Below are 22,263 nucleotides of genomic sequence, written 5' to 3' on the forward strand. Positions count from 1 at the left end.
AAACGGATAATACTAGAATGATTAAGCCCTTCAATTGAAGGGCTTTTTTTATAGAATCATTTGTTGATAGGGGATAATGGTGGTATACCCTTTTTCTTTAAAATATGTTGGACTTTCCTCATTTCCTGTAACGAGCACAAAATCGCCACCCCATGCGCCCAAGCTCTTTACACTACCAGAATAGTTCTTAAAAAGTTCTGATTTTACCATAGGTAGTTGAATGGTCTTTGAAATCAATTCCTCGTGATGGTTCAACAAAGCTTCAAAATCGGCCAAGCTTTGTGTTTTAAGAAGTGCTCTGGTAATTTCATTTACAGCGCTTAAGAGTTGGTCTTTTTGGTCGATGACGGACCGGTATCGGGCTATACCTTCTCGGCTATTTTGTTTTTTGTCCAGATATACAAAAAAGAGGTTCTTATAAAAAGGAGGATGAAAAGCAATCTTCTCTATGACGGGTTGCTTCTGAAGGACCTGATAAATTAAAGGACCATTGTTTTGCGCACAGGCAATATCGTAACCACTGCCCGAAAAGCCGTTCCATAGCAATTGAAAGGCATCAACTTGGGCCCATTGAGCTAAATTATTTATAAGGGTAGAAGAGGAGCCTAAGCCCCAATTTCTTGGAAATTCCAATTCGGTTTCAACTTCAAATCCTTGTTCATTTTGTAGGAATTCAGGATTTAATTTTCTCGCTGCCCTTAGGAGCTTGACTAATGTCTGTTCAACTTCCCCACAATCTCGAAATTGTTCCGACGGTTTTTTTAAGGCTTCCAGCTGAAACGTGGTTTCAAACCAAACAGCGCCATCCACATCTAGGCTTCTCCAATGAATCATAGGCGCTTCAATAGTGGTAACCTTCAATTTCTGTCCGTAACGGGTGGGCAACGCTAAACTTTTTGCACCATCCAATACGGCATATTCTCCGGTTATCAATAGCTTTCCGTGGCTGTAAAATTCTTTGATCATTTCCTTAGCTTTTGAAAAGCCTCCACTACGGCACTGTGCGTAGCGGTGTTTTTCTTGAAATGGTCTATCAAGGTGTTTTTTTCCGCTTCATTGGCACCCAATTGGTTAAGGATGTTCAGTAGGTGCATTTTCATATGTCCTTCCTGAATTCCGGTAGTGACCAAAGAGCGAACCGCCGCGAAATTCTGTGCCAACCCTGCTACCGCTACAATTTGCATCAGTTCCTTGGCGCTGGGTTTGCCTAAAATTTCCATGGCCAGTTTTACCAATGGATGAAGACTGGTGAGACCACCTACGGTGCCAAGGGCCAATGGAATTTCAATCCAAAAGTAAAAGGTGTCGTTTTCAATTTTGGCATGGGTAAGACTTGAATAGGTGCCATCTTTAGCGGCATAGGCATGGGCTGCCGCTTCAATGGCCCTAAAATCGTTACCTGTGGCCAATACTACGGCATCAATGCCATTCATGATGCCTTTGTTGTGTGTGACCGCCCTATAAGGTTCTACTTTGGCAATGTTGACCGCTCGCACCATTTTCTCGGCAAATTGACGGGAAGACATTTGCTCGCTTACTTTAAATTCGTCCACAGGGCAACTTACTTCTGCTTTTACCACACAATTAGGAACATAGTTGGATAGGATGCTCATCACCACTTCAATGTTTCGCTCTTCCTCGGTAAAAGCTGTAAAGGTTTGGGCTTCTTCTTTTAAAGTTTTTGCAAAACTCTCCAAACAGGAGTTGATGAAATTGGCGCCCATGGCATCAAGGGTCTCAAATGTGCAATGAAGCTGATAGTAATTGGTCAATTTTTGAGTTTGGTCCCGCAATTCAATATGGGAAATGCCACCGCCACGTTTTTCCATATTTTGGGTGATGGATGATGCCTCCTTGATTAATTTCGGTTTCACCGATTCAAAGAAACTTGTAAGTTTTTCGGTGTCTCCGGAATACATAAAATGAACCTGACCAATTTTTTCGGTACCCAAAATGGTCGTTTTGAATCCGCCTCTAGAAAGCCAAAATTTAGCGGCCTTACTGGCTGCCGCCACAACAGAACTCTCTTCAATGGCCATAGGAATGGCATACAGTTTGTCATTGATTAAAAAGTTGGGAGCAATGCCAAAGGGCAAATAGTAATTGGTGATGGTATTTTCAATGAATTCATCGTGCAGTTGCTGAATTTTAGCATCTGTATTCCAGTACCGATGAAGTACGGCCTTGGCATTTTCAGGGTCCTGGGTGTAATTGGCTGTAAGCCAGTCTATTTTTTGGTCTTTGGTCAGTTTAGAGAAACCCTCTACCGGTTTGTTCATAATCTAAAGTATCAAGGGGCAAAGATAGCGAATAAGCTTTAGTGGTCAATTGCCCTGAAAATAGGCCTCTACAGCCGTTTTTTTAGGCTTGAAAGTTTAATTAATTGTAAAATTATCACTAAACTTGGAGCTTTTATTGTCATTTATAACAAGTTATGAAAAAGTACGTTTCTACGTTGTTCTCCCTTTTTGCATTTGTAGCCGTTTTATCGGCTCAAAATCAGCAAATAACCGTTGAAAAAGTCTACAGTGGTGAATTCATGACCGAAGGCCTGGATGCGCTACGGTCCATGAAAAACGGTAAACAATATACCGTTCTCAATACCGATTATGCCACTGGTTCCAGTTCTTTGGACAAGTACGATTATACCACTTTGAAAAAGGTGGAAACCCTATTGGATTCCAAAAGTTTACCGGCCATTGACCGTTTTTCTGATTATGAATTTAGTGCCAATGAATCCCAACTATTGCTGGCAACGGAATTGGAGTCCATTTACCGCCACTCCACTCTTGGAATTTATTATGTGTATGATTTGAAATCAAAGAATCTGGTCAAAATTTCAGAGGAAAAGATTCAAGAACCTGCCCTTTCTCCTGATGGTAAAAAAGTGGCCTATGTGAAAGAGAACAATCTTTACATTTTTGAAATTGCCTCTAAAAAGACGGAACAAATCACCACCGATGGTGAGAAAAATAAAATAATCAATGGTATTACAGACTGGGTGTATGAAGAGGAATTTGCCTTTGTAAGGGCGTTTGCTTGGAATGCCAATGGAGAAAAAATTGCTTTTTTAAAATTTGATGAAAGCAATGTACCCGAGTTTTCAATGGATATGTACGGGCAGGGGCTGTATCCTACCCAAGAGGTATTTAAGTACCCAAAGGCCGGTGAAGACAATGCTGTGGTTAGCTTACACATGTTGGATGTGAGTTCAAAGGAAATATCAAAAGTAGATTTGGGCGATGCCTATTATATTCCGCGTATAAAGTGGATGAACAGCCCTAATTATTTGAGCGTACAGACTTTGAACAGACACCAGAACGATTTAAAATTGCATTCGGTGAATGCAAAAAACAATCAAGTTTCTTTGTTGTTAGAAGATAAGGATGACGCCTATGTAGATGTAACCAATAATTTGACCTTTTTGGCCGATGATAGTTTTATTTGGACTAGCGAGAAAGATGGATACAATCATATCTACCTGTACGATCAAGATGGAAAATTGATGAACCAAATTACCAAGGGCCCTTGGGAAGTTACCCGCTACTACGGTTATGACCAGAACGAAGATAGAATCTACTATCAGTCTACAGAGAATGGATCTATCAACCGTGGGGTGTATAGTGTAGATAGTAGTGGAGGGAATAAAAAAGCCCTGGCAACCGAAGAGGGAACCAATTCTGCTGCATTTAGTGCCGATTTCACCTACTTTATCAATACCTACTCAAATTCTACCACGCCACCGGTATACACCTTGCACAAGGCCATTAACGGGAAAAAAATTAAGGAAATTAAGAACAATAAAGCCCTATTGGAGAAATTAAAATCTTATGAGTTAAGTCCCAGAGAGTACTCGACCATTTCTATCAATGGCAATGACTTGAACATGTATATGATCAAGCCGAAAGATTTTGACCCATCAAAAAAATATCCGCTATTGATGTACCAGTACAGCGGTCCCGGGTCGCAATCGGTATCTAACAGTTGGTTGGGCTACAGAGATTTCTGGCACCAACAATTAGCTTCCGAAGGTTATATCATTGCCTGTGTTGACGGTAGGGGAACCGGGTTTAAAGGTGCTGATTTCAAGAAAACGACCTATTTGAACTTGGTCAAATACGAGACCGAAGACCAAATAGCTGCCGCTAAAGAATTAAGCAAATTGCCTTACATTGATGAAAGCCGTACCGGAATTTGGGGCTGGAGCTTTGGAGGGCATATGGCTACAAATAGTCTGTTGAAAGGTAATGATGTTTTCGAAACGGCCATTGCAGTGGCGCCGGTAACAACTTGGAGGTTTTATGACACGGTCTACACAGAGCGGTTTATGAGAACACCACAAGAAAACCCTGCTGGATATGATGAAAACTCACCACTTAATTATCCTGAGTTGCTAAAAGGTAATTTTCTTCTCATTCATGGTTCTGGAGATGATAACGTGCACGCCCAACATTCCATGCGCATGGCGGAAGCTTTAATCCAAGCCAACAAGCAATTCGATTGGGCTATTTATCCTGATAAAAATCACGGGATATACGGCGGTAATACGCGAATTCATCTTTTCAATAAGATGACCAATTATCTAAATGAGAACTTACGGGATTTAAAAGGTGCTTCCTATGAAAGCGAAGAACAACCGGAAATGCAAAAACAGATAAAGGGGTAATTATAGTTCTTATCAATTCATAACTAAACAAAGTGTAAATGGAGACCAAAAGCGAGTTTATGGAGCAACAACAAATGTTCGGACATCCAAAAGGATTGTTTTATTTGTTTTTTGCAGAATTATGGGAACGTTTCAGTTTCTATGGGATGAGGGCCTTGCTAACCCTTTACATGGTAGATGTAATTTTTGCTGCACTCGCTGAAAGGGATTTTGCTACTGCAGCGGTATATTCAAGTTATGGCTCCTTAGTATACGCATCAACGGTGATTGGTGGACGAATTTCGGATACCATTTTAGGTATGAGAAACTCCATATTTCTTGGTGGAATTTTAATGTCGATCGGTCATTTTGTTTTGGCCATTGAACATAATATAGCCTTCTTTTTGGCCCTATCGCTAATTATTGTAGGTAACGGCTTTTTTAAGCCCAATATCTCCACTTTTGTGGGTACACTTTATCCTCCCGGTAGTGCTAAAAAGGATTCTGGGTTTACCATCTTTTACATGGGAATTAATATTGGAGGGTGGATAGCTCCTTTATTGTGTGGTTGGTTAGCCGTAGAGTATGGTTGGCATTATGGATTTGGACTGGCTGGCATAGGAATGCTTACTGGTCTCATATTTTTTTGGAGTGGAATAAAGAAGAATGTTTTTGGAAATCGAGGATTGCCCCCAAATAATCAAGTCCTAAACAAAAAGGTAATAGGTGTCAAGCAGGGTATATTGGTGCCAATTCTGGCATTTATTGCCGCACCTGTAATCGCATTTTTACTATCGTCGTATCAGCCTCTGGGTTCGGAAGGAAGTTTTTTTGAAGATCAAAATATAGTAAATATTATATTTAAACTGATTGGAATTGCAATTTTGGCTTACCTCGGTTACATTATGTATCAAGCGAATGCAGATGAGAGAAAGAAACTCTTTGTTGCAGTGCTTATCACCTTCTTCATGACCATATTTTGGGGATTCCATGAACTTTCAGGAAGTGTTATAACCTTGTTTGCTGCCAGAAATGTGGATTTGGACGGTATTATGACGGCTGCGCAGACCAATTCGTTAAATTCTATGTTCATCATAATTTTGGCTATTCCTATTTCGTTAATGTGGACCTATTTAAGTAAGAAAAATTTAAATCCAAGAACTCCATATAAATTTGGGCTTGGATTGGTCTTTGCCGGTATCAGTTTTTATGCCTTGGCAATTAGTGCCTCTAGTGCCAATGAGAGTGGATTTGTACCTTTTTACTATTTACTGTTAATGTACTTTTTGCTGTCCGTAGGGGAATTATTTATGTCCCCAGTTGGATTGTCTAAAATAACGGACTTGTCACCAAAGAGAATTGTAGCTTTCATGATGGGGGTTTGGTTTTTGTCTTCGGCATTCGCCTTTCAGGTAGTAGGGTTCATAGGTAAGCAATTAGCGATTAAAAGTACGGACAAAAATGTTGGAGGTTTTGAGACCCTTTCAGTATATACTGGAGGATTTGAACTAATTGCTAAATATGCTCTCGGCGCGGGAATTATTGTATTATTGGCATCACCTCTAATTAAAAAATTGATGGGTCGCGTACATTAATTTTTTATTCAAAATAATAAGCTCCCTTTTCGCCCGTGTAGTGGAAAGGGAGTTTTCTTTGTTGGCACGTACGTGCCCAGCGCTTCACATAACTCTTGTAATTACTGCCATCAGCTATAATTTTTTGAGGCTGAATGGAATCAATAAGTCGGTTCAAGTTCAATTTTGGCGATTGTGTTAAGACCAGATAGTCTATTTTTTCTTTGGATGAGGTATAAACAGCGGCACTGTCCACAATCAAAATGTTTTTCCCCTTCCATTGATAGCTGTTTGCCAGGGAGTCATGGGTAATCATTTGAATTCTTTCGGCTACTTGATAGTCAGCAATAATTCTTTCCGGAGCTTGGGTCGTTGAAAACGTATTCAAGGCCGTTCCTTCATGGTGTAGGAGTAAGGTGTTTGCGGTTTCATGGGCTATTAAGAGCGCTTCGCTGGTTTTGGTGTTATAGGAAGCAAAAATTGAATATGCCTGCATACCTATGATAACAATCGCTAACCATAGGAACTTTTTAAAACTGGCACGTGACAGGAAAAGGACAAGTAGAAAGAGAATAGCGTAACTTAGGATGAGTTGGAAAGCATCAAAAGAAATATTCTTAAAAATAAAGGACTCCTGTTGTGCTACCCAGGCTACTACCTTGTTCATGTAACCAATGATGGCATTGTAGAGTGATGTAAGTTCCGAAGGCAATAGGTTAATAGCGGCCAGAAATAGAACTAGAAGCCCCATTCCCAGAATAATTCCCAAAGCGGGAATAATCAATAGATTGCTGATAAAAAATAGACCCGGAAATTGATGGAAATAAAATAAGCTAATAGGAAGTACCCCTGCTTGCGCAGCAATACTTACCGATAAAAGTTGCCAAAGATATTTTAGAACTTTATTCTTCGGATACCACATGTTCTGCAGTAGCGGATACAACCAAACAATAGCCGCTACGGCAGCATAACTCATTTGAAACCCCACTTGAAATAACAATCTAGGATTAATGACCAAAAGGATAAAAAACATTGACAACGCCAATATGTTAAAAGTGTTATTGGGGCGGTTAATGTGCATGGCGTAGGCAAAGAATGAAAACATGGTAACGGCCCTAACTACAGAAGCGGAAAAACCGGCTAAAAGGGCAAATCCCCATAAGAGCAACAAAGTGCAAAGCAGCTTAATGGTCTTCGCTCTCGGAAAAGCTTCTAGGGGCTTTAAGATAAATTGAATAATAAGCAAAAGAATACCCACATGTAGTCCGGAAACGGCCAAAATATGAACAGCGCCTGCATTTTTATAATTCTCATAGGTGTCTTTTAGAATATCGTCCCTTTGCCCAAGAAGCAATGCTTGTATAACCCCCAATTGCTCATCGCCGAAATTTTCTAATTTTAGTTTTTCTATGAGGTAAGAGCGGAAGGCTGCAACTCTGCCAAGAAAAGTAGGGTCAGGATTTTTGATAGTGACATGGTTGTCCTTATCAAGCCTTATTTGATGGTGAATTCCCAAATGGGACATGTATTTTTGATAATTGAATTGATGGGGATTGAGTGGGGCATTTATAGGAGTTAGTTTGCCCGAATAAAGAAATTCGGCATCCACCTTAAAATTTCTTAGGTTAGAATCTAATGGTGTACTTAGTAATAACCTTCCTTTTGTCTGTTCTTTATCTACACTCTCTACTTCTACGACATAGCGATTAGAAAACGAGGTGGGCTTCAATACTTCTCGTACTTTCAAGTGTAAGATTTGAGCATCGCCTTTAGAAAAATGGGTATAATGGTTGGGTTGGTTTATAGGATGAGCCATAGAAATGGCCAATATCCCTATCCCGCAAGCGGTAAGGCAAGCTAAAATGCCAAAGGATACACTTGCAGTTTTATGAATTCGAAACAGTATCCAAAGTACTACTAAAGAAATGGCTACAATAAGAATTGTCGGAATAATGGCGGGTTGTATGATATCCCCCAATAGAATTCCAATTATCAGAAAAAAAGTAAGTTTTATGGGTATGGACTTGAGAAGCCTCATATTATAGCACTCTTGTGGCCTTCACAAAAGCACTGTTCCAATAGCCTTCCCTTAAAGAAGATACAATTACGCCTCTTGAAGTAGAGGCGTGTACAAACTTAACTTCGTTGTTTTCTACGGCCACGACCATACCTACATGGTTGATTCTTTTGGCTCGTCTACTGGTTCTAAAAAATAGAAGGTCTCCCTTTTCTACATCCTTAATTTTAATATTTTTCCCTTCTTCGGCCATGTGATAAGAGGTTCGGGGAAGGTCTACATCATTCTCGCCGAAAGCGACGTACAGTAAACCTGAGCAATCCATTCCTTTTTTGGTCGTTCCCCCAAACTTGTACCGCACCCCCGAGTATTGCAAGGCGGATTTGATAATGTCATCTGCCTTAGTACGTTTTATTGTTTTGGGTTTTCTGGGAGATGGAAGCTTAGATGAGTCATCTTTGGTGCTGGCTGAAACCGATACGGTTCTAGGCTGCCTTGTTTGCGATTTCCTTTTTTTGGAAGCACCGCAACTGGCCAGTAAAAAAATGGAAAATAAGATGAGAATTTTACGCATACCCAAATGATGTGGTCGTCACTTGGATATCAAAATTAAGCATTTTCTACAATAAGTGATGCTGCCTTGGTGCTAGCGCCCTTGCCCCCAAGTTTGCTTTCCAAGGCCGAGTAGGCTTCCAATTGCTGGTCTCTAAAGGGACCGTCTAGAATTTTACTAAGTTCATTTTTAACATTTTTCGATGTTAAATCGTTTTGGATAAGTTCCGTGACCACCTCTTTATCCATTATCAAATTGACCAAAGAAATATATTTAAGGGTAATTATTCTTTTGGCTATTTGGTATGAAAACCAGTTGGCTTTATAGCAGACTACTTGGGGCACCTTGAAGAGGGCGGTTTCAAGAGTGGCCGTTCCGCTGGTTACTAAGGCCGCATGTGAAATTGTCAGTAAGTTGTAAGTCTGATTACTTACAAAATTCACTTGCGGATTTTTCAAAAACGGAAGATAGAATTCATCATCCAAGCTTGGAGCACCGGCAATGACAAATTGATAATCGGTAAAATCGGGTACAACGCTAAGCATCACGGTCAACATTTTTTGTACCTCCTGTTTTCTACTTCCGGGTAGCAGGGCGATGATGGGTTTTGTTGGGTGGAGTCCGGATTGCTTTTTAAATTCCGTCGCGTCAATTTCCTCCCTATTGTCGATGGCATCGATTAGGGGGTGGCCCACAAAATTAACAGGGTAGCCATGTTTCTTTTCATAGAAATCCTTTTCAAAGGGGAGGATTACATACATGTGATCTATGTCCCGCTTAATATCTTTAATTCGGCCTTCCCTAGAAGCCCAAATCTGCGGTGAAATATAATAGTTGGTGTGAAAACCGGCCTGTTTGGCCCACTTGGCTATTCTAAGGTTAAATCCTGAATAATCTATAAAAATGAGTTGATCTGGGTCAAAAGTTTTTATATCCTCTTTGCAGTACTTGATTGCCTTTGATATGGTGCCCAGGTTCATGATGACTTCCAAGAACCCCATAAAGGCCATTTCTTTATAGTGCTTGGCCAATTGCCCGCCCGCTTTTTGCATCAAGTCACCTCCCCAGCAACGAATATGGGCATTTGGATCCTTTATTTTTAAGGCTTTTATAAGGTTGGAGCCGTGTAGGTCTCCTGAAGCTTCACCGGCAATTATGTAGTACTTCATCGAGGGGTGCTATTAAAATACTTTGTAATACAAAATGACCATAGCTGTTAAAATAGTGGCGATAAGTACACCTTTGGCCCGTTGGTCTCTTCGTATTTTCAAAAATCCGAAAAATGCTATCAGGTTTAAAATGGCTCCTAAGGCAAGTAGGCTTCCTAAGTGTTCTTGTTCAATTGCGGCTTGAAAAGTTTCCATAATTCCGAGGTCTGAAAAAAGGAGGATGTATAGCAGTGTGCCAATAGAATTGGCAATAATGCCCACTAGAAATCCTATCATCAGTTCTTTTTTTGTGTTCATTTGGTTGGTTTTTAGATCAGTTAAATCCCCATTCGTTTAAACCCTGAATGGCATGGTGGGCCGTAAGGTCAAATTGGGTCGGTACTACCGAAATATAATTGTTTGCCAAGGCCCACTCGTCCGTGTCCTCACCTTTGTCCAGAAGTTCAAATTCTCCGGTTAGCCAATAATAGTCGCGGCCTGCCGGACTAGTTCTTTTGTCGAATTTTTCTTTCCAATTGGCTCTGGCCTGTCTGCATACTTTAATGCCTTTTAATTCTTCTTTTGAAGCCTTAGGAATATTTACGTTGAGTACCACTCCCTTTGGAATGCCATTTTTAAGTGCTTTTTTTACAATGGTTTTGATAGCTTTTTCAGCAGGATCAAAGTTGGCCTCCCAGCTATAATCACACAGGGAAAATCCAATGGCCGGGATACCTTCTATACCTGCCTCGATAGCAGCACTCATTGTGCCGGAGTAGATGACATTGATAGAGGAATTGGACCCATGGTTGATTCCGCTAACGCAAATATCCGGTTTGCGGTCAAGAAGTTCCTGTAGCGCTAATTTTACACAGTCAGCCGGAGTGCCGCTACAGCTATATTCCAAAGAAGCGTCCTTTTTTTTATTTACGTTCAATTTCGTGGAAAACAAGGTGTTGTCAATGGTAATGGCATGCCCTTTACCAGATTGTGGGCTATCTGGTGCAACCACTACTACATCTCCAATTTCCTTCATATAGCTTATAAGGGCGCGCAAGCCCGGTGCCGTAATTCCATCATCATTGGTAACCAATATCAAAGGTTTTTTCATACAGGATAATTTCTGGCACAAAAATACGTTTTACAAAAGATATCGGCCTTCGTTCGTTTAACAAAATATTAATGGCACTCGCAAAGAGGTGGCATGGTTTTTTCTGTATCTTAGGGAATTCATTAGTTTTAACTAAGAAATCCCGATCGTTTTGCGAACGGTTTTTTAGAAAAATCGAAATAAAGTTTGTATGAAAAGAAATCTTGCCTATATACTTGGGGTAATGCTTATTTCAGTGGCCTCCTGCGGTTTCACCAATAAGTCTTTTGAAAATGATGATAAGGATAAGTTACTTCTCGATTTAATAACGTACGTACTACAAAAAGGCCATTATGAGCCAAAGGATATCAACGATGATTTTTCAGTAAGTATTTTTAATGATTTTCTGGATGTTATAGATCCTACCAAAAGATATTTTCTCGAAAGTGATATTAAGGAGTTTGAGCAGTATAAGTTTCAATTAGATGATCAAATAAAGAGCACTGATATAAGTTTCTTCAATTTGGTGTATGATAGGCTTATGATGCGAATGGAATCTGCCAAGATACTGTATCAAGAAGTATTGGATACGCCTTTCGATTATTCAAAAAATGAAAATATCGATATAGATTACGAAAAAATGGCATTTGCCAAGGATAAGGATGAGCTGCACGAGCGATGGAGATTACAACTTAAATATGCCACGTTAGGTACCTATGATTCTAAATTGCGCCAATTGAAAAATGGAGATGATGAGGAAAGTACTGAAGAAGGTTCTCCAAAAATAACCTCTCCAAAAGAGGCCGAAGCTTCTGCGAGGGCATCAACAAAAAAAACGTTGGATGAGTTCTTTGATTTTGTTGGTGATTTAGAGCGCAAGGATTGGTTTGTACAATATATCAATACGATTGTGGATGAGTTTGACCCCCATACCTTTTACTTTGCTCCAGATGACAAAGAGAAATTTGATATGAGCATGTCGGGTAAGTTTGAAGGAATCGGGGCCCGTTTACAGAAAAAGCCCGAAGGTGCCAAGATTGTAGATATCATTTCTGGGGGGCCTGTCTGGAGAGACGGTCAATTAGAGGTTGGAGATCAGATATTAAAAGTGGGCCAAGAAGGTGAAGAGCCCATTAATATAGTTGGTATGCGCCTAGATGATGCCATTAAGTTGATAAAGGGGCCTAAGGGGACCATTGTTAAACTTACAGTCAGGAAGATTGATGGGTCAATGGAGGAGGTTTCCTTAACGCGAGACGTAGTTGAATTGGAGGAGTCCTTTGCAAAATCGGCAAATATCATTAAAGGAAATCAGAAATTCGGCCTAATAGATTTGCCTAAGTTCTATGTTGATTTTGATGATTACACGGAAAGGAATGCAGCTACAGATGTGGCCAAAGAAGTGGAGCGTTTAAAGCAAGAAGGAGCAGAAGGCTTGATTTTGGACTTACGCGACAATGGTGGAGGTTCTTTAAAGACGGTAGTAGAAATGGCCGGACTTTTCATAAAGGATGGGCCTATTGTGCAAGTACGCTCTTCTGGGAAAGGAAAAGATGTATACGATGATAAGGATGAACGCATTCAGTGGGATGGTCCGTTGGTAATTTTGGTGAACGAGCTTTCTGCCTCTGCATCGGAAATTTTGGCCGCAGCCATGCAAGATTATAAAAGAGCCATTGTAATTGGAAGTAAGCAGACGTTTGGTAAGGGTACCGTACAAAATGTGATACCCTTGGACAATATTGTAAGGAGCAATGAACATGGTCAACTTGGGGCTATTAAGTTAACAACTCAAAAATTCTATAGAATCAATGGTGGTTCCACCCAATTGGAAGGGGTTAAAAGTGATGTGGTGGTGCCGGATAAATATAGTTACATAGACCTTGGAGAGAGAGATCAAAGTAATCCTTTAAAATGGGATAAAATTTCCCCTGCGGATTACAAGCCTTGGGAGGGTTACATCGATTATGAGCAAACGGTGGCCAATAGCACTCGTAGAATGAAAGATAACCCACAGATCAAGTTGATAGAAGAGAATGCTAAGTGGTTAAAATCACAGCAAGATGAAATGGTAATTTCCTTAAATTATGACGCCTATAAAAAGGAGGAAGAAAAGGATAAAGTAAAGTCAGATTATTTTAAAACTATCAATGACTATGATAGTAAGTTATCATTTGAGTCCTTGAAATATGAAGAAGAGTTATTTACCCAAGATTCGGTTTTAAGGGAAAAAAGAGATAGGTGGCATAAAAGTCTGGCCAAAGACGTCTACGTTGAAGAGGCCGTTAATGTTCTTCAGGATTTGAAGGTTAACAACATTAAACATGGAAAATTAGCCGTTAAAGGATAATTAAAATAATAGCAAACAATTTATTAAAGCTTCAGTTTTTTCTGAAGCTTTTTTTCGTTTAAAGGAGTTTGGTAATGCTCTTTATGGTTTGCTTTGATATGTTCAAGTTTTGGGGCTATGTAGGTCTTGCAAAATGGTTTTTCCGGACCTTTTTGATAATAGTTCCTAAACTCTTCTTTAGATGCTTTAAATGCAGAGAACAATAGGGATTGGGTTATAATCTTTTGATTGTAATTGTTTTGGAATTCACTTAAAATTTCGTCAACTTGTTCCTTTTGTTCTTGGTCAAAACAATAGATGGCAGAACGGTATTTATCTCTCATTGAATGATTGCTAGAACTTTTATGGGTTTCTAAGTGGATTTTAATGAGTTTCTTTAGTGTAATTTGCGAACCTGAAAAATGTACAATAATTGCTTCTGAAAAGGCATTGTTTCTTCCGTAGGAGGCAATAAAACCTTGGTCCACTTTTAAAACCCCTTTTATGGATTGAAAAACAGCCTCTGTACACCAATGGCATCCACCACCTAGACCAATCTTTTTCATAAATAGGATTTTGCTATTACAAAATAAAAAGGCCTACTATTATAAGTAGGCCTTAAGAATCGAAATTTACAAACGTATTCTTTAAGCAATTGACCTTAAAGCATTATTAGTTTCTGTTATAGCCTCTTGTTCAAGACCTTTTTGTTCGTGCATTCTTTTACCTTGTACGTAAGTTAACCAAAGTAATATTATACAAAGTACCGCAGCTGCACCATTACCTTCCTTAGCCATTAAATGGGCGATTATACCGAAAATAAAATTCATAAAGAATCCGGCGTACGCCCACTCGGTCATCCAATTGTTCTTGTTAAGAATAAGGACGGCCAACCCAATTAGTTGCGCTGCTCCATTTACAAATATAAGATATGGGGGATATCCTAATTTATCAAATGTTCCAACAACGGTTTCATAATTTACAAAAGAATTGACAACTGCGTATACCATAGCGATGGCGAATGAACTCAGTGCCAATAAGTAGCTTATTTTAGTAGTTTTCATAGATATGGGATTTTTAAATCTATTCTAAAATTACCACTAAGCTATTCATTTTGCTGCCTCAGCGTCGGTGGTTGACTAATTACTATAGACAAGTGGCAATTTTCTTAAGGGTAGTTGGGCTATGCTAAATTTTCAGCATGCATTTTTCTAAATTTTGCCAGTTTAGGAGTGATCACCGCACTACAATAGCCTTGTTCCGTATTATTTCTATAATAATCTTGATGGTAATCTTCTGCTTCATAAAATATCTGAGCTTCTGATATTTCCGTTACAATGGGGTCATTATAATAAGGCTGCATCTCTTTAAGTACCTCCTCTGCAATTTGTTTTTGATCTTTATCATGATAAAAAATGACCGATCTATACTGTGTACCCACATCTCCTCCTTGTCTGTTCAAGGTTGTAGGGTCATGGCTGGTCATGAAAATTGATAATAAATCTTTATAGGCAATAATACTTGGGTCAAAACTTACCTGTACTACTTCTGCATGTCCCGTTAAACCGGAACAGACCTCTCTGTAAGTGGGTTTGCCAGGGGCATTTCCTCCGCTGTATCCAGATATAACTTTCTCTACGCCTTTTAAATTCTGCAAAAGTGCTTCTACGCACCAAAAACAACCACCACCTATAGTGGCGATTTCGGTATTTGATTTACTCATGTGTTGATTCTTCTTTTTGTAATTCTAATGATTCTGAGTTTACGCAATATCTGAGGCCGCTAGGTTCTGGTCCATCAGGGAAAACATGTCCTAAATGGGCATCACAGGTATTGCACATTACTTCAACGCGTACCATTCCAAAGGCGGTATCCTTTTCGTATTTAATGGCGTTCTCCTTAATAGGCTGTGTAAAACTTGGCCAGCCTGTACCGGATTCAAACTTTATGGTAGAATTAAAAAGGGGGGTGTCACAACAAATACAATTGTACTTTCCGGCCTCGTGGGCGCTACAAAGTGCTCCGGTATGCGCTCTTTCTGTTCCCTTTTTTCGGGTGATGTAAAACTGCTCTGGTGTTAAAAGTTCCTGCCACTCTTTTTCGGTCTTCTCTACACGTTTGTCAGGTGTGGGATTTCCCTTTACACTAAAATTAATAACTTCCTTCCATGTAATCATACTCAATTATTTTTATAAAACAATATAGAAAAGGTTCCTAAACCAACCTATCCCTTTAGCGAAAATTTAGGCTGTTAATACAGGTTATTGGTCGGATTTTGGTTAACATCCTTTCAAGTTTAAAATTAAATTCTGATCGACTAGATCTTTGCATAGCTGTGTAATTATCTATTTTTGCCCAGTATGAAAAAGAGAACTATTTATTCTGTTTTGGTGATATGTTGTGTAGTAGGATTCTGGATATTTGAGAACTTCTACACACCGGCTACTTACTCGGATGAAGCCATACCGGCGTTTAGAACTGATATATCTCGAGATTTTATGCCGCAGTCTACTACAGGTGACATTGTTGAACATAATTACTACACTCTTTCCTATAACGAACCCTATGAACAGGCAGAATGGGTGGCTTACACATTAAAAAAAGAACATCTCACCAGTGACCAACGAAAGAGGCCATTTTTTATAGAAGACCCTAAAGTAAAAACAAAATCTGCTGATTGGCGTAACTATAGAGGTTCTGGATACGATAGAGGACATCTTTGCCCCGCAGGGGATAGGCGCTTTTCTAAGCAAGCCTACGATGAAACTTTTTACACCAGCAATATAAGTCCTCAAAACCGTGCTTTTAATTCCGGAATTTGGAATCGCCTTGAAATTGAAGTAAGAAATATGGCCCGAAGATATGGTGAAATATTTGTGGTAACAGCGGGTGTTTTGGAAGACGGACTGGAAGAGATAGGAGAGGAAGATGTTGATGTACCTACATATTACTACAAGATATTGGCCAGGCGGGATTCTGACGGACCTAAAATGTTGGGTTTTCTATTTTTAGGGCGTGAAAGTAAAAGGCCACTACAAGAGTTTGCGGTGCCTGTAGATGAAATTGAAAAGAGAACGGGCATCGATTTTTTTGAAAACCTACCGGAGGAGCTGGAAAAAAAGTTGGAAGCAAAAAATAATGTTGCCGATTGGAAATTCTAAATTCCCTCTTTCAATCGGTTGGCATCGAGCTTTAGAAAAACAAAGAGCAGTGCCGTAAAGAATAAAAGTCCTGAACCGCCATAACTGAAAAACGGCAGTGGTATCCCAATGGTTGGCAAGATTCCAATTACCATCCCAATATTTATAAAATAATGGATAAGCAAAATAGAAACAACTCCATACCCATACATTCTACTAAAATCTGTTTTTTGCCTTTCGGCCAAATAGACCAATCGTAATAGAAGCAGGGTGAAGAGTAGGACAACGGTTGCGGTTCCAATAAATCCCCATTCTTCACCTACGGTCGTAAAAATATAATCTGAATGTTGCTCTGGTACAAAATCTCCCTTGGTACGGGTGCCTTCTAAAAAACCTTTTCCAAAAAAACCTCCAGATTCTATCGCCTTTTCGGACTGGTAGGTATTATAGCCTATGGTTTTTCTTATTTGCTCCAATTTATTTGGGTCTTTTTCCAATCGTAGCCAAAGGCTAAAACGGTCTCTGTGGCGCTGTTCAAAAACATTATTGAAAACAAAATTTACGCTAAGAGAAAATAAAATGGTTACAATGACGGCAAGGGACAAGGGTATAACTGGTACCCTGAATTTTTTATTTTTCAAAAGAAAAAACAGAATCAAAATAAGAGCGATGAATATGACGACCCAAATAGTACCAAACATCAAGGTGCTAATAAAGGTTAAAATAGCCAACATGGCAATACCAAGATAGTAGAGGGGCAGACCTTCCCTAAAAATGACAAAGGTCAATGAGAAGAATACCAGTGCACTACCTGGGTCTGGCTGGGGTATGATGAGAATTGCGGGAATTAGTATAATGGCAAAGGCATATATTTGGTCCTTACGCCTTTTGATATCCGTTTGGATATCACTAAGATATTTGGCCAAGGCCAAGGCCGTTGCTACCTTGGCAAGTTCAGAAGGCTGGAAATTGAAAAAACCTAAATTGTACCAAGAAGTGGCCCCAGATATTGTTTTGCCAAAGACAAAAAGGCCTAGTAGCAATACTAGACAGATAATATAAAGCAAACTGGAAAAACGTTCGTAAAAACTGGCTTCCAATGCTAATAAAATAACGATGGAAGCAAAGCTTGCCAAAATAAAAAATAACTGTTTGCCATGCAGCGCACCAAAATCGAAGATGGAAGAATCGGCTTCAGAGAAAGTACTGGAATAGATGTTTACCCATCCAATGGTTACCAATAATAAATAAAAAAGAACGGTTAACCAATCAACCCTTTTAAGTACACTTTTGCCTGCCATAGTTGCGGTTATTCTCTAGAAATAAGTTCTTCCAAGGGTTTTGAATGCTGGCTCCAATCGTATTCGTTAATTTTGAACTCCCTTCCTAAATATGGTTTGGCATATTCATATTCAAGGGTTCTTTCTAGCATACGCTTTTCCAAATCGGTACGAGATATTTCACCTTTAAGATATTTTTCTATTAATAGGGAAGCTATGTGACCTGCATACCTAGAGCCATAATAACCATTTTCAATATAAACTGCCAAGGCAATTTCCGGTTTTTCTACAGGAGCAAAGGCCACAAAAACGGAGTGATCCGTAAGCTGAACACGAACGCTATCGATCTTTGTAAAGTTTTCTACGGTTCCTGTCTTTCCGGCAATTCTAATATCCGGAATTTGCACATATCTGGCTGTTCCCTTTTCGTACACCTCGGCCATTCCTTGTACCACAGGCTCAAAATGCTGTTTGTCAATAGTGGTATGTTTTGGCTCTACGTAATCTGGAATACTTATGTTCTTGCCATCTATTTTTTTAAGGATATGCGGAGTAAAATAATGCCCTCTGTTGGCAATGGCCGCAGTCATATTGGCCAATTGAATAGGCGTAACGGCCACTTCTCCTTGCCCAATAGAATTGGAGATAATGTAAGAGGGGGCCCATCTGTTGTCTCCATACCACTTATCATAGTATTCTTTACTAGGTATCCTCCCCTTTTTTCCGGTAGGAAGATCATACCCCAAATATTGACCAAGACCAAAGCTTTTCATATGTTTTTCCCATACATCCATACCTTCGTCCGTAGTTTCAAACTTTTCATATATCTTTCTGAAGGTTGCGGCGAAATAGGCATTACAGGATTTATAGATTCCATCGTTCAATCTACGGAGCCCTCCACCGCAATGGCAACCCCTTTTCTTTCGGCCTACATAAAAACCGTTATAGCATTGTACGGTAGTATTGGGGTTAATGACCCCTTCCTGCAAAGCAACTAGGGCATTTAAGGTTTTAAATGGTGATCCGGGCGAACCTTCGGCCAATATGGAACGATCAAACAAGGGTTTGGCAATAGAGTCGTAATGTAATTTGCTGTAGTTTTTTGATCGCTCGCGACCTACCAAAAGAGCGGGATCATAGGTAGGCCCAGAAATCATTGCCAAAATTTCGCCCGTAGCCGGTTCCAAAGCAACGATACCCCCTCTTTTGCCATGCATCAATTTTTCCCCATACTCCTGTAAGGTCTTATCAATGGTAATATTAATTTCCATGCCTTGTTCTGGCAAGGTGTCCATCATACCATCTTTATATTTTCCAATATCCCTATTAAAGCGGTCTTTTTGAATATATTGTACGCCCTTTCTTCCTCTTAGGATATCCTCATATTGTTTTTCTACACCGGTTCGCCCAGTAAGTTCTCCTTGGACGTAATAGGGGTTTTTGGCCAAATCACGTTCATTTACCTCACTAATATAGCCTAAGACGTTAGCCGCACTTTTGGTGTCATAATATCTAAGGGAACGTTTTTGAATGTAAAAACCTTTGTAGTGCCTCATCTTCTCCTGAAGTTTGGCATAATCCTCCTTGGATAGTTGGGGTACAAATACCGATGGTAGCCGGGGTGAATAAATGCGCGCCTTTCTAAGCTCCTTTTTGAACTTTTCCTTGTCTATTCCCAATAACTTACAAAATTCCAAGGTATCCAATTGCCTAACTTCCCTTGGTATGACCATGACATCGTAAGCAGGGTCATTACCCACCAACAACTTTCCATTCCGGTCATAAATGTAGCCTCTTTCCGGATAGTCATATACCCTTTTAATGGCAGGGTCTTCCAATACCTGATCAGGAGAAAAGGTGAAAATTTGCAAATAGGATAACCTCCCCAAAAAGGTAATGGCGATGATTACTATGATAGAAGATAAAAGTAGCTTTTTCATCTATGATGAAATTTGGGTATTATCGCATTAATTAGAAATTGTATATCGGGTTTTTTTATTCCTTGCGAACACTAAACAGCGAGCCGAATAGCAAGCAAAGTATAAGAGTGGCCGCCCCCGTAGCCAGAACTTTTTTCAAAACTAATAGGAAATTGGCCAAACTGAAAATTTCCAACGTAAAGAAAACCAAGTGATGTACTAATATCAATAACGTTAAAAATGTAATTTGTTGTACCTGAGTGGTGTTACTTAATTTAAAACTTTGAAATTCAAAATTTACACCAAAAACAAACCTCATAATAGCCGGTCTTATGTACGCAATGGTTATGGTTGATGCCGTGTGAATGGCCATGGTATCCGAAAAGAAATCTATGGCCAGTCCAAGTAAAAATCCTAGCCCTATAAACGCGGCCCTATTCTCCTTTATAGGGTACCAGTATAGAAACAAAATATATACCATGGGATTGATGAAACCAAAAAAATTCAGCCGGTTAAATACCAATACCTGCACCAATACCAACAGGATAAACCTCAAAACATTTAAGATGTAGTAATTACTTATCATCTGCTTCCGTCTGGTTTTGAAGTTCCAAAATCTCTTCCCTAAATCTATTGTTTACAATATAAACGTTCTTAATGTTCGTCATATCGTTGAAAAGAGTAACATCAATGCTATAAAAGCTTTGTGAGCTATTCAAATCAAATTTCCGGATGGTTCCGATGGGAATACCTTCGGGAAAAATACTGCTCATGCCTCCTGTAACAATGGTATCCCCAATAGTTAAGGGCACCAATCTAGGGATATCTACCAATTGTACGACATCAAAACGTTTCATGTCCCAAACCAAAGACCCAAAGTGGTCCGTGTTTTTTATTTTGGCATTTATGTTGGATTTTTCATTGAGGATGCTCTGTACCGTGGCAAAATTGTTGGAGACGTTCTCTACGATTCCTAAAATTCCTTTGCTGGTAATCACCCCCATATCAGGTTTTACACTATCTTTTTCTCCTTGATTGATGGTGATATAATTCCTTGGATGTGCATAACTGTTTTTAATTACCTTTCCTGTGGTCACTGTATAGGTTTGCTGCACAGAATCAAGGGCAAGCGTATCTAAGGAGCTTCTGTTGAACAAAAGGTAACGCAGCCGTTCATTTTCTTCCATGAGCCTCTGGTTCTCTAGATCAAGGCCAAAATAGGTAGTAACATTATTGGAAGTGCGTAAAATATTACCCGTTACCCAGTTAGAGGAATTAAAGAATCTTGATTGATGGTATGAATGGGATTGGATGGTAAAACCCAATGAGATGATCATCAACAGGATATATAGAAGGAAATTCTTATACCTTATGATAAAATTGATGATCTGCTGCATTCGCTATAGATTTTTTTGAATCCTGCGAAGCCATTCCGATTGGAAATAGAAATAGAAAACCTTCGAAATCGCCCCGAATTCTTTTAAGGTTTATTTGATAAGGATGCTCTTGTAGCGCTCAAGGTTTTTTAAAGCAATACCCGTTCCTCGTACAACGGCCCTTAAAGGATCTTCCGCAATGTATACAGGTAAATCTGTCTTCTGGGATAATCTTCTATCCAAACCGCGTAACATGGATCCCCCACCGGCCAAATAGATACCGGTGTTGTAGATATCCGCAGCTAATTCCGGCGGAGTTTGGGATAAAGTCTCCATAACCGCATCTTCCACCCTTAGAATGGATTTGTCCAATGCCTTGGCAATTTCACGATAGGAAATCTGAACTTGCTTGGGTTTACCTGTTAACAAATCACGTCCTTGTACCGATTTTTCATCTGGAGGAGTCTGTAAATCCTCGGTTGCGGAACCAATTTCAATTTTAATATTTTCTGCAGTAGCTTCACCAACATACAAGTTGTGCTGTGTACGCATGTAGTAAATAATATCATTGGTGAAAACGTCACCCGCAATTTTAACGGACTTGTCACAAACAATACCTCCCAAAGCGATTACGGCAATTTCTGTAGTACCTCCACCTATATCCACGATCATGTTCCCTTTGGGTTGCATGATGTCAAGTCCAATACCAATAGCAGCAGCCATTGGTTCATGGATAAGATAAACTTCCTTACCGTTTACCCTTTCGGCGGATTCTTTTACCGCTCGCATTTCCACTTCGGTAATACCCGATGGAATACATATAACCATGCGCAATGCAGGTGGAAACCACTTTTTCTTTAAAGCCGGAATGTTCTTAATGAACATATTGATCATCTTTTCAGATGCATCAAAGTCCGCAATAACCCCGTCCTTAAGAGGTCTAATGGTCTTGATATTTTCGTGAGTCTTCCCCTGCATCATATTGGCTTCCTTACCAACGGCAATGATTTTGCCGGAAATACGGTCGCGTGCAACAATAGATGGACTGTCTACGACAACTTTGTCCATATGAATGATGAGGGTGTTCGCAGTACCTAAGTCGATAGCGATTTCCTCAGTCAAGAAATCAAAAAATCCCATTTGTAATTTACTTTGGTTATGTTACTAAGCTCGATTGGGGTGTGCTTGTTAT

General features: G+C 39.6%; 20 protein-coding genes. 4 read left to right on the forward strand and 16 right to left on the reverse strand.

Going from position 1 to position 22,263, the window contains the following annotated elements; translation table 11 throughout:
- Positions 1-48: 48 nt before the first annotated feature.
- Both IL355_RS05425 and IL355_RS05430 read right to left on the reverse strand, forming a co-directional pair.
- Positions 49-966 (reverse strand): GYDIA family GHMP kinase, encoded by a 918-nt coding sequence (locus IL355_RS05425; protein WP_192461138.1) that lies wholly within the window; start codon positions 964-966, stop codon positions 49-51.
- Positions 963-2,279 carry a hydroxymethylglutaryl-CoA reductase, degradative gene (locus IL355_RS05430; protein WP_192461139.1) on the reverse strand — a complete coding sequence of 439 codons (1,317 nt, stop codon included), beginning with the start codon at positions 2,277-2,279 and terminating at the stop codon, positions 963-965. Before IL355_RS05430 ends, IL355_RS05425 begins: the two co-directional genes overlap by 4 nt.
- A 155-nt stretch (positions 2,280-2,434) precedes the next feature.
- Between IL355_RS05430 and IL355_RS05435 the strand changes: the two genes are divergently transcribed.
- On the forward strand, positions 2,435-4,666 hold the full coding sequence (locus tag IL355_RS05435; protein WP_192461140.1) for a S9 family peptidase: 2,232 nt from the start codon (positions 2,435-2,437) through the stop codon (positions 4,664-4,666).
- A 38-nt stretch (positions 4,667-4,704) separates the two neighbouring features.
- The gene (locus IL355_RS05440; RefSeq protein ID WP_192461141.1) at positions 4,705-6,240 is read left to right on the forward strand and encodes a peptide MFS transporter; all 1,536 of its coding nucleotides are present in this window, start codon (positions 4,705-4,707) and stop codon (positions 6,238-6,240) included.
- Between the two features lie 4 nt (positions 6,241-6,244).
- Here IL355_RS05440 and IL355_RS05445 read toward each other — a convergent pair whose 3' ends face one another.
- Genes IL355_RS05445 through surE form a run of 5 tightly spaced genes read right to left on the reverse strand, consistent with a single transcriptional unit; the run spans position 6,245 to position 11,048 of the window.
- Entirely contained in the window at positions 6,245-8,257 is a 2,013-nt protein-coding gene (locus IL355_RS05445) for a ComEC/Rec2 family competence protein (protein WP_192461142.1), read from the reverse strand.
- Between the two features lies 1 nt (position 8,258).
- Complete coding sequence (locus IL355_RS05450; protein ID WP_192461143.1) at positions 8,259-8,810, reverse strand: C40 family peptidase; 552 nt, start codon at positions 8,808-8,810, stop codon at positions 8,259-8,261.
- A 35-nt stretch (positions 8,811-8,845) separates the two neighbouring features.
- Positions 8,846-9,958 (reverse strand): lipid-A-disaccharide synthase, encoded by a 1,113-nt coding sequence (gene lpxB / locus IL355_RS05455; RefSeq protein ID WP_192461144.1) that lies wholly within the window; start codon positions 9,956-9,958, stop codon positions 8,846-8,848.
- Between the two features lie 12 nt (positions 9,959-9,970).
- Positions 9,971-10,255: a hypothetical protein gene (locus IL355_RS05460; RefSeq protein ID WP_187457891.1), complete on the reverse strand. Its 285-nt coding sequence runs from the start codon at positions 10,253-10,255 to the stop codon at positions 9,971-9,973.
- 16 nt (positions 10,256-10,271) lie between these two features.
- A complete protein-coding gene (gene surE / locus IL355_RS05465) occupies positions 10,272-11,048 on the reverse strand; it encodes a 5'/3'-nucleotidase SurE (protein WP_192461145.1) in 777 nt (258 codons plus the stop codon).
- Positions 11,049-11,238: 190 nt separating this feature from the next.
- Here surE and IL355_RS05470 point away from each other — a divergent pair, with 190 nt between their 5' ends.
- Positions 11,239-13,377: a carboxy terminal-processing peptidase gene (locus IL355_RS05470; protein WP_192461146.1), complete on the forward strand. Its 2,139-nt coding sequence runs from the start codon at positions 11,239-11,241 to the stop codon at positions 13,375-13,377.
- A 23-nt stretch (positions 13,378-13,400) separates the two neighbouring features.
- Here the strand turns inward: IL355_RS05470 and IL355_RS05475 are convergent, their stop codons facing one another.
- From IL355_RS05475 to msrB, 4 genes are all read right to left on the reverse strand, one after another.
- The gene (locus IL355_RS05475; protein ID WP_192461147.1) at positions 13,401-13,922 is read right to left on the reverse strand and encodes a peptide-methionine (S)-S-oxide reductase; all 522 of its coding nucleotides are present in this window, start codon (positions 13,920-13,922) and stop codon (positions 13,401-13,403) included.
- 81 nt (positions 13,923-14,003) lie between these two features.
- Positions 14,004-14,420, reverse strand: a complete 417-nt coding sequence (locus IL355_RS05480; RefSeq protein WP_192461148.1) for a DoxX family protein — start codon at positions 14,418-14,420, stop codon at positions 14,004-14,006.
- 119 nt (positions 14,421-14,539) lie between these two features.
- Positions 14,540-15,079 carry a peptide-methionine (S)-S-oxide reductase MsrA gene (gene msrA / locus IL355_RS05485; RefSeq protein ID WP_192461149.1) on the reverse strand — a complete coding sequence of 180 codons (540 nt, stop codon included), beginning with the start codon at positions 15,077-15,079 and terminating at the stop codon, positions 14,540-14,542.
- Positions 15,072-15,533, reverse strand: coding sequence for a peptide-methionine (R)-S-oxide reductase MsrB (gene msrB / locus IL355_RS05490; RefSeq protein ID WP_192461150.1), 462 nt, complete (start codon positions 15,531-15,533; stop codon positions 15,072-15,074). The genes msrA and msrB overlap by 8 nt, the downstream gene beginning before the upstream one ends.
- A gap of 183 nt (positions 15,534-15,716) precedes the next feature.
- Between msrB and IL355_RS05495 the strand changes: the two genes are divergently transcribed.
- Positions 15,717-16,517, forward strand: coding sequence for a DNA/RNA non-specific endonuclease (locus IL355_RS05495; RefSeq protein ID WP_192461151.1), 801 nt, complete (start codon positions 15,717-15,719; stop codon positions 16,515-16,517).
- On the opposite strand, the gene rodA is transcribed toward IL355_RS05495, so the two are convergent.
- The 5 genes from rodA to IL355_RS05520 form a co-directional block, all read right to left on the reverse strand.
- Positions 16,514-17,797: a rod shape-determining protein RodA gene (gene rodA, locus IL355_RS05500; protein WP_192461152.1), complete on the reverse strand. Its 1,284-nt coding sequence runs from the start codon at positions 17,795-17,797 to the stop codon at positions 16,514-16,516. The genes IL355_RS05495 and rodA overlap by 4 nt on opposite strands.
- An 8-nt stretch (positions 17,798-17,805) precedes the next feature.
- A complete protein-coding gene (gene mrdA, locus IL355_RS05505; protein ID WP_192461153.1) occupies positions 17,806-19,716 on the reverse strand; it encodes a penicillin-binding protein 2 in 1,911 nt (636 codons plus the stop codon).
- A gap of 55 nt (positions 19,717-19,771) precedes the next feature.
- Entirely contained in the window at positions 19,772-20,281 is a 510-nt protein-coding gene (mreD, locus tag IL355_RS05510; RefSeq protein ID WP_187457881.1) for a rod shape-determining protein MreD, read from the reverse strand.
- Positions 20,271-21,092, reverse strand: coding sequence for a rod shape-determining protein MreC (gene mreC, locus IL355_RS05515; RefSeq protein WP_192461154.1), 822 nt, complete (start codon positions 21,090-21,092; stop codon positions 20,271-20,273). Before mreC ends, mreD begins: the two co-directional genes overlap by 11 nt.
- Before the next feature lie 90 nt (positions 21,093-21,182).
- On the reverse strand, positions 21,183-22,211 hold the full coding sequence (locus IL355_RS05520) for a rod shape-determining protein (RefSeq protein WP_013992538.1): 1,029 nt from the start codon (positions 22,209-22,211) through the stop codon (positions 21,183-21,185).
- Between the last annotated feature and the right edge of the window lie 52 nt (positions 22,212-22,263).

It is taken from the genome of Euzebyella saccharophila (assembly GCF_014855495.1).
GTDB lineage: Bacteria > Bacteroidota > Bacteroidia > Flavobacteriales > Flavobacteriaceae > Euzebyella > Euzebyella saccharophila.

Coding starts and splice junctions, on each gene's coding strand:
- IL355_RS05425 (WP_192461138.1), bottom strand. CDS start 966: ATGATCAAAGAATTTTACAGCCACGGAAAGCTATTGATAACCGGAGAA.
- IL355_RS05430 (WP_192461139.1), bottom strand. CDS start 2,279: ATGAACAAACCGGTAGAGGGTTTCTCTAAACTGACCAAAGACCAAAAA.
- IL355_RS05435 (WP_192461140.1), top strand. CDS start 2,435: ATGAAAAAGTACGTTTCTACGTTGTTCTCCCTTTTTGCATTTGTAGCC.
- IL355_RS05440 (WP_192461141.1), top strand. CDS start 4,705: ATGGAGACCAAAAGCGAGTTTATGGAGCAACAACAAATGTTCGGACAT.
- IL355_RS05445 (WP_192461142.1), bottom strand. CDS start 8,257: ATGAGGCTTCTCAAGTCCATACCCATAAAACTTACTTTTTTTCTGATA.
- IL355_RS05450 (WP_192461143.1), bottom strand. CDS start 8,810: ATGCGTAAAATTCTCATCTTATTTTCCATTTTTTTACTGGCCAGTTGC.
- lpxB (WP_192461144.1), bottom strand. CDS start 9,958: ATGAAGTACTACATAATTGCCGGTGAAGCTTCAGGAGACCTACACGGC.
- IL355_RS05460 (WP_187457891.1), bottom strand. CDS start 10,255: ATGAACACAAAAAAAGAACTGATGATAGGATTTCTAGTGGGCATTATT.
- surE (WP_192461145.1), bottom strand. CDS start 11,048: ATGAAAAAACCTTTGATATTGGTTACCAATGATGATGGAATTACGGCA.
- IL355_RS05470 (WP_192461146.1), top strand. CDS start 11,239: ATGAAAAGAAATCTTGCCTATATACTTGGGGTAATGCTTATTTCAGTG.
- IL355_RS05475 (WP_192461147.1), bottom strand. CDS start 13,922: ATGAAAAAGATTGGTCTAGGTGGTGGATGCCATTGGTGTACAGAGGCT.
- IL355_RS05480 (WP_192461148.1), bottom strand. CDS start 14,420: ATGAAAACTACTAAAATAAGCTACTTATTGGCACTGAGTTCATTCGCC.
- msrA (WP_192461149.1), bottom strand. CDS start 15,079: ATGAGTAAATCAAATACCGAAATCGCCACTATAGGTGGTGGTTGTTTT.
- msrB (WP_192461150.1), bottom strand. CDS start 15,533: ATGATTACATGGAAGGAAGTTATTAATTTTAGTGTAAAGGGAAATCCC.
- IL355_RS05495 (WP_192461151.1), top strand. CDS start 15,717: ATGAAAAAGAGAACTATTTATTCTGTTTTGGTGATATGTTGTGTAGTA.
- rodA (WP_192461152.1), bottom strand. CDS start 17,797: ATGGCAGGCAAAAGTGTACTTAAAAGGGTTGATTGGTTAACCGTTCTT.
- mrdA (WP_192461153.1), bottom strand. CDS start 19,716: ATGAAAAAGCTACTTTTATCTTCTATCATAGTAATCATCGCCATTACC.
- mreD (WP_187457881.1), bottom strand. CDS start 20,281: ATGATAAGTAATTACTACATCTTAAATGTTTTGAGGTTTATCCTGTTG.
- mreC (WP_192461154.1), bottom strand. CDS start 21,092: ATGCAGCAGATCATCAATTTTATCATAAGGTATAAGAATTTCCTTCTA.
- IL355_RS05520 (WP_013992538.1), bottom strand. CDS start 22,211: ATGGGATTTTTTGATTTCTTGACTGAGGAAATCGCTATCGACTTAGGT.